18 protein-coding genes are annotated in these 17,844 nt (G+C 64.1%); 8 read left to right on the top strand and 10 right to left on the bottom strand.

Annotation, left to right across the window (positions count from 1 at the left end; translation table 11 throughout):
- Nucleotide 1 precedes the first annotated feature (1 nt).
- From KU884_RS07080 to KU884_RS07070, 3 genes are all read right to left on the bottom strand, one after another.
- Nucleotides 2-844: a hypothetical protein gene (locus KU884_RS07080; protein WP_167782003.1), complete on the bottom strand. Its 843-nt coding sequence runs from the start codon at nucleotides 842-844 to the stop codon at nucleotides 2-4.
- A gap of 813 nt (nucleotides 845-1,657) precedes the next feature.
- Nucleotides 1,658-2,155 (bottom strand): outer membrane beta-barrel protein, encoded by a 498-nt coding sequence (locus KU884_RS19255; RefSeq protein WP_371807960.1) that lies wholly within the window; start codon nucleotides 2,153-2,155, stop codon nucleotides 1,658-1,660.
- A 673-nt stretch (nucleotides 2,156-2,828) separates the two neighbouring features.
- Nucleotides 2,829-3,086, bottom strand: coding sequence for a helix-turn-helix domain-containing protein (locus KU884_RS07070; protein WP_167782001.1), 258 nt, complete (start codon nucleotides 3,084-3,086; stop codon nucleotides 2,829-2,831).
- 347 nt (nucleotides 3,087-3,433) lie between these two features.
- On the opposite strand from KU884_RS07070, the gene KU884_RS07065 reads away from it, so the two are divergent.
- Nucleotides 3,434-3,970 carry a YgjV family protein gene (locus KU884_RS07065; RefSeq protein WP_167782000.1) on the top strand — a complete coding sequence of 179 codons (537 nt, stop codon included), beginning with the start codon at nucleotides 3,434-3,436 and terminating at the stop codon, nucleotides 3,968-3,970.
- 65 nt (nucleotides 3,971-4,035) lie between these two features.
- Here the strand turns inward: KU884_RS07065 and pyc are convergent, their stop codons facing one another.
- Nucleotides 4,036-7,479: a pyruvate carboxylase gene (gene pyc, locus KU884_RS07060; protein ID WP_167781999.1), complete on the bottom strand. Its 3,444-nt coding sequence runs from the start codon at nucleotides 7,477-7,479 to the stop codon at nucleotides 4,036-4,038.
- Nucleotides 7,480-7,684: 205 nt separating this feature from the next.
- Between pyc and KU884_RS07055 the strand changes: the two genes are divergently transcribed.
- Nucleotides 7,685-8,026, top strand: a complete 342-nt coding sequence (locus KU884_RS07055) for a hypothetical protein (RefSeq protein WP_167781998.1) — start codon at nucleotides 7,685-7,687, stop codon at nucleotides 8,024-8,026.
- A 22-nt stretch (nucleotides 8,027-8,048) separates the two neighbouring features.
- Here KU884_RS07055 and KU884_RS07050 read toward each other — a convergent pair whose 3' ends face one another.
- Nucleotides 8,049-9,311, bottom strand: coding sequence for an FAD-binding domain-containing protein (locus KU884_RS07050; RefSeq protein ID WP_167781997.1), 1,263 nt, complete (start codon nucleotides 9,309-9,311; stop codon nucleotides 8,049-8,051).
- Nucleotides 9,312-9,410: 99 nt separating this feature from the next.
- Between KU884_RS07050 and KU884_RS07045 the strand changes: the two genes are divergently transcribed.
- The 3 genes from KU884_RS07045 (at nucleotide 9,411) to KU884_RS07035 (ending at nucleotide 12,458) form a co-directional block, all read left to right on the top strand.
- Nucleotides 9,411-10,955 (top strand): deoxyribodipyrimidine photo-lyase, encoded by a 1,545-nt coding sequence (locus tag KU884_RS07045; protein WP_167781996.1) that lies wholly within the window; start codon nucleotides 9,411-9,413, stop codon nucleotides 10,953-10,955.
- Nucleotides 10,956-11,001: 46 nt separating this feature from the next.
- The gene (locus tag KU884_RS07040; RefSeq protein WP_167781995.1) at nucleotides 11,002-11,376 is read left to right on the top strand and encodes a DUF2237 family protein; all 375 of its coding nucleotides are present in this window, start codon (nucleotides 11,002-11,004) and stop codon (nucleotides 11,374-11,376) included.
- Between the two features lie 98 nt (nucleotides 11,377-11,474).
- Complete coding sequence (locus KU884_RS07035; protein WP_167781994.1) at nucleotides 11,475-12,458, top strand: IS5 family transposase; 984 nt, start codon at nucleotides 11,475-11,477, stop codon at nucleotides 12,456-12,458.
- 127 nt (nucleotides 12,459-12,585) lie between these two features.
- Here KU884_RS07035 and KU884_RS07030 read toward each other — a convergent pair whose 3' ends face one another.
- A complete protein-coding gene (locus tag KU884_RS07030) occupies nucleotides 12,586-12,942 on the bottom strand; it encodes a hypothetical protein (protein WP_167781993.1) in 357 nt (118 codons plus the stop codon).
- A gap of 96 nt (nucleotides 12,943-13,038) precedes the next feature.
- On the bottom strand, nucleotides 13,039-14,547 hold the full coding sequence (locus KU884_RS07025; RefSeq protein ID WP_167781992.1) for a YdiU family protein: 1,509 nt from the start codon (nucleotides 14,545-14,547) through the stop codon (nucleotides 13,039-13,041).
- Nucleotides 14,548-14,637: 90 nt separating this feature from the next.
- On the opposite strand from KU884_RS07025, the gene KU884_RS07020 reads away from it, so the two are divergent.
- The gene (locus KU884_RS07020) at nucleotides 14,638-15,219 is read left to right on the top strand and encodes a MarR family winged helix-turn-helix transcriptional regulator (RefSeq protein ID WP_167781991.1); all 582 of its coding nucleotides are present in this window, start codon (nucleotides 14,638-14,640) and stop codon (nucleotides 15,217-15,219) included.
- 99 nt (nucleotides 15,220-15,318) lie between these two features.
- Here KU884_RS07020 and KU884_RS07015 read toward each other — a convergent pair whose 3' ends face one another.
- The gene (locus tag KU884_RS07015) at nucleotides 15,319-15,585 is read right to left on the bottom strand and encodes a hypothetical protein (RefSeq protein ID WP_167781990.1); all 267 of its coding nucleotides are present in this window, start codon (nucleotides 15,583-15,585) and stop codon (nucleotides 15,319-15,321) included.
- A 205-nt stretch (nucleotides 15,586-15,790) separates the two neighbouring features.
- Between KU884_RS07015 and KU884_RS07010 the strand changes: the two genes are divergently transcribed.
- Entirely contained in the window at nucleotides 15,791-16,090 is a 300-nt protein-coding gene (locus KU884_RS07010; RefSeq protein WP_167781989.1) for a hypothetical protein, read from the top strand.
- A 5-nt stretch (nucleotides 16,091-16,095) separates the two neighbouring features.
- Here KU884_RS07010 and KU884_RS07005 read toward each other — a convergent pair whose 3' ends face one another.
- Both KU884_RS07005 and ccoS read right to left on the bottom strand, forming a co-directional pair.
- The gene (locus KU884_RS07005; RefSeq protein ID WP_167781988.1) at nucleotides 16,096-16,353 is read right to left on the bottom strand and encodes a hypothetical protein; all 258 of its coding nucleotides are present in this window, start codon (nucleotides 16,351-16,353) and stop codon (nucleotides 16,096-16,098) included.
- Nucleotides 16,354-16,515: 162 nt separating this feature from the next.
- The gene (gene ccoS / locus KU884_RS07000) at nucleotides 16,516-16,728 is read right to left on the bottom strand and encodes a cbb3-type cytochrome oxidase assembly protein CcoS (protein WP_167781987.1); all 213 of its coding nucleotides are present in this window, start codon (nucleotides 16,726-16,728) and stop codon (nucleotides 16,516-16,518) included.
- A 238-nt stretch (nucleotides 16,729-16,966) separates the two neighbouring features.
- Here ccoS and KU884_RS06995 point away from each other — a divergent pair, with 238 nt between their 5' ends.
- Complete coding sequence (locus KU884_RS06995) at nucleotides 16,967-17,803, top strand: GGDEF domain-containing protein (protein ID WP_167781986.1); 837 nt, start codon at nucleotides 16,967-16,969, stop codon at nucleotides 17,801-17,803.
- The last annotated feature ends 41 nt before the right edge of the window (nucleotides 17,804-17,844 follow it).

The following is a 17,844-nucleotide window of genomic DNA, read 5'->3' as shown; positions in this document are numbered from 1 at the left end:
CCTATTCCCCGTCGCTCGGCGGGTCAGTCTCTGGGGTGAACGACCTTTTCACGTACCATTTCCCCTCTTTGTCTTTCTTACCTACGCGGGAAGGCTGGTAGAGCGCATGATGAGCGACAAGGTTCATTCGACAGAGACGCGATGGGCACTTCTGATCGACCTTGGTGTCACCCGGCTTGATGGTTGCCGGTTGAAAGAAAAAGGCCGGGCAGTCCTCAAGCTGCTGAAACCGAGGCTCCTGATTCTGCGCCCCGGGGCCGGCAAGCACAAGTTGGGGCCGGACAAAGTCGAAGGCGTCTCCCGCGTTACCGAAAATGTCCCACAGTCGGCGGCCCTTGCTCCGTATCTGGGCGCCGTCCCAGCCCGACTCCACTTTTGCCTCGACGAGAATCAGGCACAAGACGCCGGTTTCGCGCTCCACGAATGCGATCAGCAGGTCCGTATCCTCTTGATTGCCCGTAATGACAGCCGTGCGCCGTTTGTCCTCGCTTTCGCGTTGCTCGGAAAGGCGGTGCCTAAAAGGTTCGGTTTGTTCCTTGGATTGCGGTGTCTTCAACTCGCCCACTTTCTGATCATCGCCTTTTTCCGTCAGGATGAGCGCCGCGGCGATCCAGTCCAGGTGGTAGTCCATTGCAACAAAGACGTCGTCACGGTCTGGGATCTGGATCGCTTGCTGCCCGTCGGTAAAATGATTGCTGAGTGCGGTGTTGAGCCTCTTCCGAAACTTGGACGTGAGCCGGAAGGCTTCGCCTGACACCGCATCGCGAAGCAGGTGATAGCGTTCCTTGCGGTTGAAGTCCTCCAGTAACTTCAGCGCTCGGTTTGCTTTGTCTTCTTTAGTCATTGTTCCGCTCTCGATCGTTGGGGATTGTGGGCGTCTGCGACGCGTGAGTTCTCTTACTCTGTAGGGTATGTTGCCGGTTATGTCTCGAACTCCTCGATCTTGTCTATCATGAACTCCATGATGCCCGCGGCCTCAGGGGGCTGTTGCTCCGCGGATGCCAGACACGTGTTAGGGTCGAGATTATGTTCGTTAGCCACTTCACGGTCTTTCAAAATACTGCAATTTTCAGCCGTAAGAGGTTGGATGAGTGCGTCGAGTCCCTCGGCGTTTCCACGAGAGACGATCATCGTATACTGGCTCATCACTGTGACGCTCAGAGGTTACCTTGAGCTGCGACATTTTGTGTCGGACTCCATTATTTGGGGCCAATCAGGCGCTACGTTACGAGCACACGTTTCCCTTGTCGCCATGAGACTCCGTCTCTCCAATTGCGCCTGCGCCTGACATACAGCCTCACCACGAGGGCAAGGTCTCTTTGGCAAGCGTCTTCCAGTTGGAGTCGATACCAGACTAAGAGCTCCCCGCCTGCCAGGCGATAGCGAGGTGGTGGCGTACTTTCGCGTCAGGTGTGTAGCGACTGAGCAATGCGTGGCTGACTCACGGGTTCAAGACGACGTGGACCGACCCTAGTCTTCGGGCGCATCGAGCATGGGTCTCTCGTCAGCCGCCCACGCATAAAACCCGATATCAGCAGCGCGATATGTCCGCGAGGTAGGGTAGCCACGCTCATGGTTAAGGCAATAATCGCGCCCATGACTTTCTGCCATTTTTTGTTGATTGTGATCCGACGCCATCCTCTTAACTCTTGAACAGTTAAAAGCGGTATAGAGCTCCAACAGATAGGCCAGCAACCATGTATCCTGTCCCTTGAACGCTGCCCCATTGTAGTATCCCAAGATCTCCGTAGAACGCCCAGCCATCTGGGTCGCCGTATTCGAAAAATGAGCCGAAAGACACACCTGTGTCTGCCTCTCTGCCAGTGAAGCCAGAGGAGCTAAATTCTAGTTCGCCCGCCGAAAGCCCAGCGTATCCGCCGAAACGAAGACGCTCGGATGCGGGGATTGACAACGTTGCCAGGAACTGTAGGGCCCGGTTTAGCTGAACCTCTATCCCTTCAAGTGTTCCGGAACCTCCCGCGCTAAACCGAGTTTCAAAGCCGAAGAAGGGGTTAAAGCGGTATCCGCCACGAAGTTGGCCGCCTAAACCTTCCGCACTTCCTTCAACAGATTCGTCAACGTACGACCATATAAGCCCACCACCCCCAAAGTACCCCCCGGCATGACGACCAAGGTTGTCAGTGGTCGCCGGCATTGAAAATATAAGCAGCAGAATTCCGAGGAAAGTAGAACGCATGGCTTGCCTCTTGTTATTTGTTTTTCGGTCTTAACGCGCCACGCTCAGACCCTGACAAAACGGCTACACATCACATTTCCACTTCAACGTGGTAGATATCGGTGATGGCACGCACCTGCTTCACCTGCCACCCGCATCTCCAACAGCACCCATCATGAGACGACCACCAAGATTCTCACCTCTTGCACCCCCTTGGTTCTTTTGGGGTGTCCTTGAACGATGGTCCAGTAAGACCCAGAGCGCAAGCCCGTCGTGCTAGAGATGGACCAGACAGAGGCTGAACTCCTCGGCTTCTCCCTCGGCGGCAGCCGCTCGTATGCCGCGTCCTCACGGCTGGGTGGCGAGCCTCGATTGCAATCTGCGGCCAAGAGCGGGCCCTGATCGTTACCGGGGCAATGACCGATCAGGGTCCTTTGCGGGACTCTCCATTCATAGTCGTGGACCGAAAGGATGAATAGCCCTTCGGTCTGGAAATCTGCTGGTAGTCAGGGGTGGGACAGACCTCAGAGTTGGCCAATTGCCGTCCCAGTCTGCCACCGTTGCGCGCAGCGAGTGTGGGAACCGGATCCGTTCCGCCTCAAACCATAGGCCACAAGACGATAGCCAGTGCGTCGTGAAGAGGAATCCCCGGTTATTCATTCGCGCCGTGAAGCCTCGCGCGAAGCCGTTCTTTCGCGCTCGGAGCGAATTCGGTGTCCGCGTTTCCCGCGCGCTCTATCACCCCCACGCGCTGACTCTCGATATAGGCATCAAGGTCTTCCCGGAGCACATGTCTCTTGCCGCCAATCCATACGTGGGCAAGTTCTCGGCGCGACATCATGCTGCGCACCATGCGCTCGCTGACCCGCAGTTCGTCGGCCACCTCTCTTGGTGTAAGTAGCTTGTGCATCGCGTTCCACTCCTCTGAATTTCCACGAAGCATGCCGCACGGCCCGGCAACAACCAATGTCGTGGGGCGCGTATTGTCAGGGCCTTGCGAGGAGCAGCGAATATCGGGACACTGGCCCTGCATCACGCCGAATCACGCGACTGCATGTCGAATATTCCGGCGCTGAAAAGCCCTTGATTGAAAAGAGTTACTCACGGTGTGGGTGACAGTGTTCAACGGCCAGACATGCGTTGACATGGTGGGGGTCGGTGGTTCGAGTCCACTCGCGCCTACCAGAAAAATCAAGGGCTTACGGGATTCCCGTAGGCCCTTTTTTGTTACTTGCAGCGAGCAAACAGGGCCAGTCGATGCTGGGAGACCCCGCCGCACTTGCCGGACAACTCTTCGGGCTGGTGGCACTGGCGCTATGCATCGTGTCCTTCGCCAACAAGGGCGACGAGCGACTGATGCTGCTGCTCATCTCGGCGAACATGGCTTTCGCACTGCAGTTTCTGTTCTTCCAGAGCTGGACTGCGGCGGCGCTCACGGTTCTGGTCATCGCTCGCATCGAGCTCGCGCGGCGCTATCCCCGCAACACTAGGATCATGATGGGCATGCTCGCCGCCAGTGCGGTGGCGGCCGCACTGACCTGGCAGGGCTGGGCGGATCTCCCCGCCTTGGTTGCCATGGTGTTGGGGACCGTGGGGATGTTCATGCTGCGAGGCATCCCCATGCGCCTGTTCCTCGGCCTGGCGGCGATGGCCTGGATGGCCAGTCATATCCTGATCGGTGCGGTGGGTGGTGCACTGGCAGAAGCGCTGGTGCTGATCACGAACATGATCACCATCTACCGGATTCACCGGACCAATCAGGTCTTGAAAGCGGCGACCACCCAGCCCGTCTGACCGCTGACGGTGTCGCAGCGGCGTTGCCGTCGGTCGGGGCAGTGGCTCGTCTGACGCCGGCCCTGCTAGGCCTCGAACTCCACCAGCAGGTCCTTCGCCTCGATCTGGCTGCCGGGCTGGACGTGGACGGCCTTGACCACCCCCTCGCGTTCCGCGTGCACGCCCATCTCCATCTTCATGGCCTCGATGGTGAGCAGCAGCTCCCCGGCCTTGACCGCCTGACCCGGCACCGCGGCAACGGCCACCACCACGCCGGGTGTGGGCGCGCCCACGTGGGCGCGATTGCCCTGCTCCGCCTTGGGGGCCTGGACGACGTTCGCCTTGGCGTGATTGTCTGCAACCCGTACCGTACGAGGCTGGCCGTTGAGCTCGAAGAACACGCGCACGTCACCGTCGTCGCCCGGCTCGCTCACGGTCATCAGCCGGATCTCCAGGGTCTTGCCCGCGTCGATCTCGACGCTGATCTCCTCGCCCGGCTCCATGCCGTAGAAGAAGTTGCGCGTGGGCAGAGTGCGGACGGGCCCGTAGCGCTCGCGCCGGCGCATGTACTCGGTGAACACCTTCGGGTACATGAGGTAGCCGTTGAGGTCCTCGTCGTCGATGGTGGCGCCGTCCAGTTCATTGCTGACCTGCTGACGGGCGGCTTCCAGGTCCACCGGTTCCAGATACTTCCCGGGGCGCTCCTGCAGGGGCTGCTCGCCCTTGAGCACCTTCTTCTGGATGCCTTCCGGCCAGCCGTCGGGCGGGTGCCCGAGGTTGCCGCGCAGCATGTCGATGACCGAGTCCGGGAAACTCACCTCCACCGCCGGATCCTCGATCTGCTCGCGGGTGAGCCCCTGGCTGACCATCATCAGCGCCATGTCGCCCACCACCTTCGAGGACGGCGTCACCTTCACGATGTCGCCGAACATCTGGTTGGCGTCGGCATAGGCCTGGGCCACTTCGTGCCAGCGCTCCTCGAGCCCCAGGGAACGCGCCTGCGCCTTGAGATTGGTGAACTGCCCGCCGGGCATCTCGTGCAGGTACACCTCCGAAGACGGCGCCTGCTGACCGGTCTCGAAGGCAGCGTAATGGGCCCGCACCCGTTCCCAGTAGTTGGAGATGGCGCGCACGGCGCCCACGTCCAGGCCGGTGTCCCGCTCCGTGTGGCGAAGGGCCTCGACGATGGAGCCGAAGGCGGGCTGGGAAGTGTTGCCGGAGAAAGCGTCCATGGCCACGTCCGCCGCGTCCACCCCGGCATCGGCCGCCGCCAGTATGGTGGCGCCGGCGATGCCGCCGGTGTCGTGGGTGTGGAAGTGGATGGGCAGCCCCACCTCCTCCTTGAGCGCCCGGAACAGCACCCGCGCGGCGGCGGGTTTCAGCAGGCCGGCCATGTCCTTGACGCCGAGGATGTGGGCGCCGGCATCACGGAGCGCCTTGCCCAGTTCCACGTAGTACTTGAGATCGTACTTGGGCCGGCCGGGGTCGAGGATGTCACCGGTGTAGCACAGGGTGCCCTCGCACACCTTGCCCGACTCCAGCACGGCATCCATGGACACGCGCATGTTCTCCACCCAGTTGAGGCTGTCGAACACGCGGAAGACGTCCACGCCAGTGTCGGCCGCCTGGTGCACAAAGGCGCGCACGACGTTGTCCGGGTAGTTGGTGTAGCCCACGCCGTTGGAGCCGCGCAGCAGCATCTGGGTCATGATGTTCGGCATGGCTTCGCGGATCAGCCGCAGGCGTTGCCAGGGGCACTCCTGAAGGAACCGGTAGGCGACATCGAAGGTGGCCCCGCCCCAGCACTCCACGCTGAAGAGCTGCGGCAGGTTGGCCGCGTACGCCGGCGCGACCCGCGCCATGTCCAGGGTGCGCATGCGGGTGGCCAGCAGTGACTGGTGGCCATCGCGCATGGTGGTGTCGGTGAGCAGCAGCTCCTTGCGGCCGGCCAGCCAGTCCGCCACCGCCTGGGGGCCTTTTTCCTCCAGCAGGTTGCGGGTGCCGGGGGCTGGTTCCGCCGTGGACGCGGGAGGCACCGGGACGGGCAGGCCCGCCGCCGGGTGCGGACGCCCCAGGGTCTCCGGGTGGCCGTTCACGGTGATATCCGCCAGGTAGGTGAGCAGCCGCGTGGCCCGGTCCCGGCGCTTGTGGAAGCTGAACAGCTCCGGCTTGGTGTCGATGAAACGCGTGGTGTAGGTATTGTCCAGGAACGTGGGGTGTTTGAGCAGGTTCTCCACGAACGGGATGTTGGTGGACACCCCGCGGATCCGGAACTCCCGCAGGGCGCGGTCCATGCGCGCGATGGCCTCTTCCGGCGTCGGCGCCCAGGCGGTGACCTTCACCAGCAGCGAATCGTAATAGCGGGTGATGATGCCCCCGGCGTAGGCGGTGCCGCCGTCCAGCCGGATGCCCATGCCGGTGGCGGAGCGGTAGGCGGTGAGACGGCCGTAGTCGGGGATGAAGTTGTTCTGGGGATCCTCTGTGGTCACGCGGCACTGCATGGCGTGGCCACGGAGCTGGATCGCCCCCTGGTCCGCCTTGCCGGTGGCCGCGGCCAGGTGCTCGCCCTCGGCGATGCGGATCTGCGCCTTGACCAGATCGACGCCCGTTACCTCCTCGGTCACGGTGTGTTCCACCTGGATGCGCGGGTTCACCTCGATGAAGTAGAACGCGCCGGTATCCATGTCCATGAGGAACTCGACGGTGCCCGCGTTCTGGTAGCCCACGTGGCGCGCCACCTTGAGCCCCAGATCGCAGACCTCCACGCGCTGGGCCTCGGTGAGATAGGGCGCCGGGGCGCGCTCCACCACCTTCTGGTTGCGGCGCTGCACGGTGCAGTCCCGCTCGAACAGGTGGTAGAGGCCGCCGTGGTTGTCTCCAAGGACCTGGACCTCCACGTGGCGGGCGCGCTCGATCATCTTCTCGAGATACCCCTCGCCACTGCCGAAGGCGGCTTCGGCCTCCCGCCGCCCCTCCAGGACCTTGGCCTCCAGTTCATCGGACTCGCGGATGGGGCGCATGCCACGCCCGCCCCCGCCCCAGGAGGCCTTGAGCATCATGGGATAGCCGATCTCGTCGGCCCAGCGGCGCGCTTCGGCGACGTCATCGCCCAGCACCTCGGAGGCGGGAATCACGGGCACACCGGCTTCAATGGCCACCCGGCGGGCACTGGCCTTGTCCCCCAGGGCACGCATGGTGTCCGCGCGTGGCCCGATGAAGGTGATGCCGGCCGCTTCACAGGCATCCACCAGCTCGGGGTTCTCCGACAGCAACCCGTAACCGGGATGGACGGCATCGGCACCGGCCATCTTCGCCACACGGATCACCTCGTCGATGGAGAGATACGCCTCCACCGGGCCCATGCCCTCACCGACCTGGTAGGCCTCGTCCGCCTTGAAGCGGTGCAGGCCGAGCTTGTCCTCCTGGGCGTAGATGGCCACCGTACGCTTGCCCAGCTCGTTGGCCGCGCGCATCACCCGGATGGCGATCTCGCCGCGGTTGGCGATCAGGATCTTCTGGAAAGCGACCATGGTCTCCCCGCGTGTCGGTTGTACGTGTCCGCAGAATACGTGGGCAAGCAATGGCAGGGAAGCGTCGCGGGCTCGGGAGGGGCGGAGCGATCGGCTTGCAAGTACGATTGCCGGAGCGCCACGATGCGGAGCGGGCGGACCGCCGGATCAACCTGCGCAACCACCTTCCCCACTTTGTTTTGCGACAACCAACCCGAGGAAGCCGATGACGTCCACACTCAAGACAACACTCAGCTACCTGCTCATGGGCAGTGGCGTGCTCCTGCTGGCGCTGGCGGTCATGCTGCTGATCGCCACATATCAGCACAACGCCGCGGTTGCAGCCGAAGTCGAAGAGGCGCGGGAGGCCGTCACGCACTCGGCCGAGATGGCCAACGGTCAGGACGAGGATACCGCCGAACGACGCCAGGAACTCGCCGAGATCGAGACAATGGCGGACGAGGCGCGCGGCTCGTACATGGCGCCCGCCGTAATGTTGATCGTCGGCGCGGGAGGGCTGCTGGCCGGCGTACGGGTCTACCGGTCCCACGGCCTCGCCGACAGTTGACCGACACCCGCCGACATGGACTCTATTCCCCTGAAGACAACTCGCCCGCTCGCAGCCGGTGAGAAACCGGTTTCCAGAAGGCGAAAAACCCCCTGGTCGCGTGAGGCCAGCAAGCCCGATCCCAGTGGCGCTGCAAGCGATGGAGCCGGATCCCCGCTGCGGCCAGCACGGGGTCCGCCTGGTCGAGCAGCTCGCTCACCGGTCCGCAGGGCGGCCAGGGGGTGACGACGGCGCCCGCTCCCGTGCCGCGAGCCCATCGCACGACGGCATCAACTCCCGAACTTCCGTGCAAGAGCATTGGATCCGGCTCGCGCAGCTGGTCGGCAGCCCGTTCCAGCCCATCCCGACACGCAACTTCGGCGAAACGCTGCACCTGCTCATTCACCGCCCCGGGCGAGCGTGCATCTGCCACAGTAAGCGCAGCCAGCCCCTGTGTCTGCAGATGGCCAGTGATCGGCTCGGGCAACCTCAGGTCGTCGTCGTGCAACAGGATCGCCGCCGGATCCGCAGGCATCTCGTGCGACGCCGGCACGCCGCGGTCCTCGGGCAGATCCGCTGTCCCCACGGGCTCGGCATGGGCAGCCAGTTGCTCCTCTGCGGGATGGAATCGCCCGGACGTATGCCGCCGGATATTATCGGCCCGGGCAAGATAGGTCTTCCCCGGGGTCTGGAGCCCTGCAACCCATCGCCAGGACAGGGTGTTGGACGCCGGGTCACCGTCCAGCAGATGGCGAAGGAAGAAATCCGCCCCCAGAGCCCACGGGAGCCGGAGAGTGAACACCCAGATGCTTGCGAACCACATGCGGGCATGATTATGCAGATACCCCAGGGTCACCAGTTCCCGCGCCCACGCATCCATGCAGTCGATTCCCGTACGGGCGCTCACGGCCTGCGTGTAGCGCTCGGCCAGGTCTGGCTCTCGGTCGAGCCGCGCCCGCTCCTCGTGCACCTGGTGCCGGTAACGCGCCCAGATATCCGGGCGGCGCTCAAGCCAGCCCTTCCAGTAGGTACGCCAGCACACCTCTTGAAGGAACTTCTCGGCTGCACGAAACCCATGTCGATCGAGTACCGCCTCCACCACCTCGGACTCCAGTAACAGGCGATGGCGAAGCCACGGGGACAGCTGGGAGACGCCATCCCGGCACCTCGGCCCGGGATCGGCGTTGCGTTCTCGCTTGTAATGCTGACCCGCACGGGGCAGGAACGCTTCCAGCTGCGCCAGCGCGGCCCGGCGTGACGGGGCCCATTGCTCGGACCGGCCGGGCTCTCGGGTGAGTTCAGTCATGGGGGCTCCGGGTTGGTCAGTGCATGGAGGCTCAGTTTATTTTACCGTAGCGATACAATACATCTACGTTTTTATGACTACCATTCAATTGGAGACGCCGTGGTCACCCGGGTTCAACTGGTCTGGTTCAAGCGTGACCTGCGCATCCAGGATCATGCGCCGCTCACCGAAGCAGCCCGGCGCGGGCCAGTGCTGCCGCTGTATGTGGTGGAACCGGACCTGTGGCGTCAAGCCGACGCGTCCGGTCGGCAATGGCAGTTCGTGCGCATGGGCCTCGACGACCTGCGCGCTGCGCTGGCCTCCCTCGGGCAGCCACTCGTGGTCCGCCATGGCGACATCTGCGCAGTCCTTGATGCCCTGCGGCAGCGCTACACGATCTCGTCCGTGCACTCCCACCAGGAAACGGGGAACGGCTGGACGTACGCCCGTGACCAACGGGTTCGTGCCTACCTGCGCGCAGCCGGCATCCCCTGGGTTGAATACCGCCAGCACGGCGTCGTTCGGGCACTGCGGTCCCGGGATGGATGGGTGCGTCAGTGGGAGACTCTGATGGGCGCGGCGCGCTGCCCTGCCCCGCAGGCGATTACACCGCTACCCCGCCTGGATGCAGGGTCCATTCCCGAATGGCCGACTCCCGAGCTTGCCACGGAGGCCTGCGGAGTACTGGTACAGCCGGGCGGGCGGCGCATGGCGCAGGCCGTGCTCGACGGCTTCCTGGGACGCCGCGCGGAAGACTATTCCGCCGGGATCTCCAGCCCGGGATCGGCGTGGCTGGCCAGCTCCAGGTTGAGCCCGCACCTGGCGCACGGAACACTCAGCCTCCGTGAGGTGGTCCATGCCACCCGGACACGCCGCGCAGCGCTGAAGGAGCAGGCGCGCACACCGGCGCGCGGCCAGTGGCTGCGCTCGCTGAAGCGGTTCGAGGAACGGCTGCACTGGCACTGCCACTTCATGCAGAAACTGGAATCGGAACCACGCTTCGAGCATCAGAACATGCAGCGCGCCTGCGATGGACTGCGCGAGAGCGAGTTCGATGCAGCCCTGTTCGCAGCCTGGTGTCGCGGTGCAACCGGCTTCCCCCTGGTGGATGCCTGCATGCGGCAGCTGAATGCCCGGGGATGGCTGAATTTCCGCATGCGTGCCATGGTGGTGTCGTTTGCCAGCTACCATCTGTGGCTGGACTGGAAGCGCACCGCACCCTTTCTTGCCCGGCAGTTCACGGACTACGAGGCGGGCATCCACTACTGCCAGATGCAGATGCAGTCGGGAACCACGGGCATCAACACCTTGCGCATCTACAATCCTGTCAAGCAGAGCCAGGAACAGGATCCGGCCGGCGCCTTCATCCGGCACTGGCTGCCGGAACTGGCCCAGGTGCCGGATCGCTGGATCCACGAGCCCTGGTGCATGCCCACCCCGCTGCAACGCGCGACGGGTTGCCGGATCGGCCACGATTACCCGGACCGCGTGGTGGACCACAAGCAGGCCGCCCGCCACGCCCGGGAGCGGTTCCGGGCCATCCGGCGCGACCCGGCGGCCAACCGGGAGGCCGATGCCATCCAGCAGGCCCACGGCAGCCGTCGACGCTCCTCCGGCGGTCGGCGCCGGACTCCCCGGGACCACCGTCAGGGCACCCTGTTCTGATTCACCGGGACGACCTGATCCCGGTCGCAACCCTTTGGAGATCCTGATGAAGAAGTTCGCCGCAACCAACATCCGGGGGAAACCATTGCAAGTTTGCGGGACATCCCCCATGACCGGGTTTTTCCGCGACGGCTGTTGCAACACCGGCCATGAGGATGCCGGCATGCACACGGTCTGCGCCCGGGTCACGGCAGAGTTCCTGGAGTTCTCGAAAAACCGCGGCAACGATCTCACCCGGGCCTTCCCGGGGGCGGCGTTCCCGGGGCTGCAACCCGGTGACCGGTGGTGCCTGTGTGCTGCGCGCTGGCTGGAGGCCTACAAGGCGGGGGTCGCTCCGCCAGTGGACCTGGATGCCACCCATGAGGAGACGCTGGCCGTCATCGAGCGGTCCGTGCTGGAAGAACACGCCATCAGCGAATAAAACCTAAGGAAACGCTGATTTATTCGCCTGCTGCCGTTCCGCGTGCAGGCCTGAGTTGAGATACTAAGCCCTGGTGCACAGCAGCGAGTCCGAGACCGATGCAGCGAAGCTTCTCTGATCTTGAGTACGCCGGGAAGAAGAAGGTCACCCGCCGGGAGCGATTCCTCAACGGCATCGACGCCGTCGTACCGTGGGCGGCGCTGGTTGCCGAGCTCGAAGCCTTCTACCCGAAGGGCGGCAAGCGCGGTCGACCGCCGATTGGCCTGGAGCGGATGCTGCGGATGTACATCGCGCAGCAGTGCTTCGGGCTCTCGGACGAAGGCATCGAGGACGCCATCTACGACAGCCAGGCGATCCGGCAGTTTGTTGGTATCGACCTGGCCCGAGAGGACGCCCCGGATGCGACCACGCTGCTCAAGTTCCGGCGTCTGTTGGAGCGCCACGGGCTCACCCGCACCATCTTCGAAGCCATCAACGCGCACCTTGCCGAACAGGGCCTGATGCTGCGCGAGGGCACCATTGTTGATGCCACGCTGATTGCCGCGCCGCCATCGACGAAGAACCGGGACAGCGCCCGGGATCCGGAGATGCACCAGACCAAGAAGGGCAACCAGTACTACTTTGGCATGAAGGCGCATGTGGGCAGCGATGCCCACACTGGTCTCGTTCACTCGTTGAAGAGCACGGCGGCCAACGTGGCCGACGTCACCCAGACGCATCACCTGCTCCACGGTGATGAAGCCGATGTCTTCGGCGACTCGGGCTACCAGGGCGCGGACAAGCGCGCCGAGACCGTGGGCACTGAGGTTGACTGGCACATTGCCATGAAGCGCGGTCAGCGCCGAGCACTCACCACCAGCAGTCTCGACCGGCTGCGGGACGCCACTGAGCAGGCCAAGGCGAAAGTACGGGCGCGTGGCGAGCATGCTTTCCATGTGGTCAAGAACCTCTTCGGGCATCGCAAGGTGCGCTATCGCGGCATTGCCAAGAACGAAGCGCAGCTCTTTGCGCTGTTCGGTCTTGCGAATCTGGTGCTCGCGCAGCGACGAATGCCGGCGCTCCAAGGGAGGACTCCGTCCTGAGGGCGGAAATCGAGGCGGGAAGACCGCCTCGATAGGTGAAATCAGGCCGAAATGGCCTCGGTTCCGGCCGATATCCGTCTTCGGCAACCAGTTTTGGGCGCTGAGAAGGCATTAGATCAGCGCTTCCCTAAATCCCGCGTTCCAGGCATCCGGCCCACCGGCGCAGCGTTGCCGAAAGACGCAGGTACCCCATGAACGCCGTGTCCGGATGCGCGGCCCGCGCCTCGTTGAATAGCGTGGGCAGGGTGCCGCGGAGCCGGGCCACCCGGACGCAGGGATCAGCGGCCGGCCGCTGGTCGACGCGCCCGCACCGCTCGGCCAGCAGGAGATCATCCTCTCGGGCAAGCTGCAGCTCGACGATACGCTCGAGCTCATGCAGCCCGTCCCGCCATTCCGACGCCCCGGGGCGGGAGGCCAGCTGCAGGTCGAGCAACCGGATGATCCGGTCCCGCTCCGCGCGCATGTCTTCGATCAGATCGGCCATATCCGCCTCGTTCGGGGCCCCGGGCAACGCGGCCGGCATCGCTTGACTAGCGTGTGTCATGGTCCATTGCCTCTGTCTCAAGCAGGTAAACGGCGATCAAGTCCCACAGAACGTCCGCAGAACCCGCTCTTTCGGCTCGGGCGGACGCGCTCCGTCCGCATCGTCCGGATGGTTGGCGAATGGCTGGGTCACTCGGGCCAGAAGCTGCTGGAACGGCTGCAGATCGCCGTGCTGTTCCGCGGCCCGAATGGCCGCATTGACGCTATGGTTGCGCGGAATCACGGCCGGATTGACCCGGTGCATGGCGCCCATGCGCTCCATGCTGTGCCCGTCGTCGCGCTGCAGGCGGGCACGCCATCGCTGCGACCACGGCTCCCAGTCACCCGGATCCGTAAACAGTGCGCGCACCGAAGCATCCGCGTTGGGCTCCCCGGCGATGTCGCCCAGGCGCCGGAAGAACCGGGTAAAGTCCACCTGCTGACGCTCCAGGAGTGCCAGCAGCTCCTCCACCAGCGCGGCATCCTCCTGGTCCTCCCGGAACAGGCCCAGCTTGCGGCGCATGCCCTGCAGGCGATTGCGTTCGTAGAGCGCCTTGAATGAACCCACTGCGTCCTGTGCCTGCTCGATGGCCGCGTCCTGGTCGGTATCGATGAGCGGGAGCAGTGTCTCCGCCAGGCGCATCAGGTTCCAGTGGGCCACTGCCGGCTGGTTCTCGTACCGGTACCGGCCGCCCTGGTCGACGAAACTGAAGCGGGCACCGGGATCGTAGTGGTCCAGGAACGCGCAGGGGCCGTAGTCCAGAGTTTCGCCGACCAGGGTGGTGTTGTCGGTATTCATCACACCGTGGACGAACCCCAGGTTCATCCACCGGGCGATGAGGTCCGCCTGGCGGCGAACCACCTCCCGCAGAAGCTCCAGGTAGGGGTTCTCGTCGTATCCCTGCGCCAGCCCGTGCCGCTGTATCACGTAATCCGCCAGAACGCGCAGCGCTTCCACATCACCACGCACGGCGAAATACTCGAAGGTGCCCACGCGCACATGCCCCCGGGCGACGCGTGTGAGCACCGCACCGGGCAGATGCGTCTCACGCAGCACCCGCTCGCCGGTGGTGACCAACGCCAGGGAGCGGCTGGTGGGCACGCCCATGGCGTACATGGCCTCACTGACCAGGTATTCGCGCATTGCGGGGCCCAGGGGGCAACGACCGTCGCCAGCGCGGGAGAACGGCGTCGCCCCGGCGCCCTTCAACTGCACGTCGCGCCGAACCCCGTCACGGCCGACCACTTCCCCCAGCAGCACAGCACGACCATCCCCTAGCTGTGGAACCAGATGACCGAACTGGTGACCGGCATACGCCAGCGCGATGGGCTCGGCGTCGTGCGGCACCTGCCGCCCGCTGAAAACCTCTGCCACCTGGCCGCGCCCCAGCTCCGGCAGGCCCAGTTCCGTCGCCAGGGCCCGATTGAACTGCACCGTTGCCGGAGCCGCCGGGGCGGCCGGGTTACAGCGTGCGAAGAACCGCTCCGGCAGCCGCGCATAGGAGTTATCGAACGGCAGGACGACCTGGTGGTCGGTGGTTGCCGCGGAGAGTCCGTGTTCGTTCATTGACCTGGACCTCGGCGTATTGATTTCGTATCGAAATTATCAGAGGGATCGGGTGATTTCAAATCGGTAGTGTTTCGCTATCATAGGACCATGAGTAAGCCGACTTCCGAACTTGCAGCGGATCTGATCATGCACGCGGCCAACGTCGCCGCCGGCAGTCACCGGGCGCCGTCCCTCTCCGCTGCCCAATGGGCGGCCCTGCGCTTCTTCGCCCGGGCCAACACCATGTCGCGCACACCGTCAGCGTTTGCAAGCTTCCATGGAACGACGCGGGGCACCGCCTCACAGACGGTCAAGTCCCTGGTGCAACGGGGCTATCTGCAGCGCCAGCGCAGCGCCGAGGATGGCCGGCGCGCGGAACTCCGCATTACCACCGAGGGAGAACGGGTACTCGCCGAGGACCCGGCCGAGGCATTGGTACGGGCCATCGACACCCTGCCCGCCGGCCAGCGCCAGGCTCTGGAGGACGCCATGCGCCGGATCACCGCCCAGGTGGACACGCAGTGCGGCGAACCGACATTCGGTGTATGCGAGGACTGCAACCACCGTGATGATTACCAGGGTGCCACCGGGATCTGCCGGGTAACTGGCCAGCAACTGAGGCGCGGTGAAGCCCAGCAACTCTGCTACGCCTTCTCTCCCGATACCATCCTGCCCGACGCTCAGCCGTAGACGCACAATCGTGCCTGCAATACCCGGCCGCACGGTATCGCGATCCTTGCCCGCAACTGCCGCGGCCAGGCCACTCAAGACAACCGGGTTTGATGCAGGTCAGCCGACGTCCGCCTGATTCCCCGGGAGCAGACACGATATGTAAGCCGGGTCCATGAGCGCCGTACGCAGACGGACATCCGGAAGTCGCTGTTCCGTCAGCGCTTCGCGCACCATGACGGCAATGGAGGTAGCAGCATCCTGACGCGCCATCGCCTCGTTGGCACCGAAAACGCGGCCGATATAAGACTCTTCGATGCTGAAGCCGGTCAGCGTGCGGACCAGTTCGATGCCGGCCTCTGTCAATCGGCATTCATAAGCGTTCATACGCTGGACCCTCGCCCCTATATCGGTCCAGCATGCGCCAATGAACAACTCTTGCAAACTTTTTTGTACAATCACTGCCTGCGATCTGCCTGACCTCCAGGGAGAGGGGCGTGTTGCTCATAACGCCGGGGGCCACAACCGGGGTACACGATCGAAGGACTGCGGGTGTATGCTATGGGGACTGGTTAACGGGAGAGGTGGTGCTGTGTACGCGAACGAAACCGCCGGGACAGATCCGCGATTCGGCCTCGTGCTGCTGAGCATGGCCACCGCACTATTGCTGGTCACACACCCACCGAAAGTCCCTGACATCAGTTCCGGCGCCATCGCCTTTGGCGGGGCCGACCTGACCGAGCACGTCATGGAATGGCGACCGCAAGGCCCACCGCCCTGGGGTGACGTTGATCAGCTCTCCCCGGACGAGGTGGAGGAATCCGCCGGACTTGCGTCGGGTGAACGTGGCCGCGACGCCAGCGGCTCGTCGCGGGCACGTCCGGAGCTATAATACCCCTATGATCTCCGGACCGGCTTCTGCCGGCCCATGGCCTCTTCGATCCGCCGGATCGCCGCCTCGATGGTTGCCAGCTCCTCAGCAGTGACTCTGGAGATCTCGTGCAGCACTTCGGCGTTCTCGAGCTGGAGGGCCTGCTCCTCCAAGTCACGTTCCAGGCCCCGGCCGTAGTCCATCTTGATGCGTTGCAGCCGCTCCGACAGCTCGTCCCTGCGCTGCTCGAGGCTCCGCCTGCGTTCCTCCAAATCCTGATCCATCACTGCTCCTCCGCCATGAGCACCATTCTGGCCGACCAGTCTGGCAACCCGCAGGGGCAGCGTTATTGATCAGGATCAATCAGTGGCAGGCCGCCGCAGAATTTCGACGTTGGCCCCTTTCCGCCTCAACGAGATCGCCGTCGCTGTGACCCGTGGACCGGTTCAGGTATCGCCGTCACGCTCTGCGCCCTGACCGGGGCCGTCGGATGACTTGTCAGAACGCTTGCGGGGTTTGTCTTGGTCATCCATGAGTATGGAATACGCCGGCGTGTCGAGATCATCGAACTGACCGCTGCGCACGGCCCAGAAGAAAACGGCAACGCCGATTCCCAGAAGAAGAAGGCTGATGGGGATGGACACGAAAATGATGTTCATGACGCCCTCGTTTCGTAAGGATGGGGCTACACGCGCGCCAGGACCTACAGTTTACCAGACAAGCAGCCGCTTACACGCCCACCCCGGATGATCGATCGTTGTCAGCGCCACCAGGTTCCGGTACGTTGGCGCCATACAATGATTGCATGTACGCAGCCAGGCCAGGCCACTGCTCGGCAGGCGGCGATCGTTCGGCGCCCGGAAGCGCCTGCCGGTCACACACGGAAGGCACCCGACGATGAGCCATACCCAGTTGCAACAAGGTGATGGTGACCTGTCCCCGGACGATCTCCGGCGCGTGGTCGCCGAGCTGCGCCAGGAACGGGACGACCTGGAGATTGCCCTCTCCACCGCCATCGAGCACGGCGACGCCATCGAGGAACAGCTGGGTCTGGCCAATCGCCAGCTACAGACTGAGCTGCGCGAGCGCCGCTGTACCGAAAAGAAACTGCGCGAACTGGTGGAGGCCATCTCACGCAAGAGCCAGGATCTGGAGCTGCTGGTGAAGACCATCACCGAGCACTCCGATACCGTGGAAGATCACTGGCTCAGCCGCTACGAGGAATCCGCAGTCACGGCGCGCACCGACGCCCTCACGGATCTCGCCAATCGCCGCATGCTCGACGAGACCCTGGCACGGGAGTGGGCGCGCGCCCGACGCCACGGCGAGCCTCTGGCGATGCTGGTGTGTGACATCGACTACTTCAAGTTCTACAACGACCACTACGGGCATCAGGCGGGCGACGGCTGCCTCAAACGCGCCGCGCAGGTGCTGAAGCAACATGCCAGCCGTGATTCGGACCTGGCCGCCCGATACGGTGGCGAGGAATTTGTCGTGTTGCTGCCGGCCACCGGCATGGACGGCGCGACGCTGGTGGGCCAGTCCATCCAGAAAACGGTGCACCGGCTCGGCCTGGCGCACGAAGAATCACCTTACGGCGTGGTGACGCTTAGCGTGGGGATCGCGGCAGTGGTGCCGGATCACGACAACGAAAGCCTGCTGTTCGCCGAGGCCGATCGACGCCTCTACCTGGCCAAACAACAAGGGCGTAACCGGGTCGTACACGACGGCTGAGCCTCAGCCGCCATGCGACCTCCGAAGCGCTCATCCCGCGC

The sequence above is a fragment of the Aquisalimonas sp. 2447 genome (genome assembly GCF_012044895.1).
Classification (GTDB): domain Bacteria; phylum Pseudomonadota; class Gammaproteobacteria; order Nitrococcales; family Aquisalimonadaceae; genus Aquisalimonas.
This window is presented reverse-complemented; position numbering and strand designations above follow the sequence as displayed.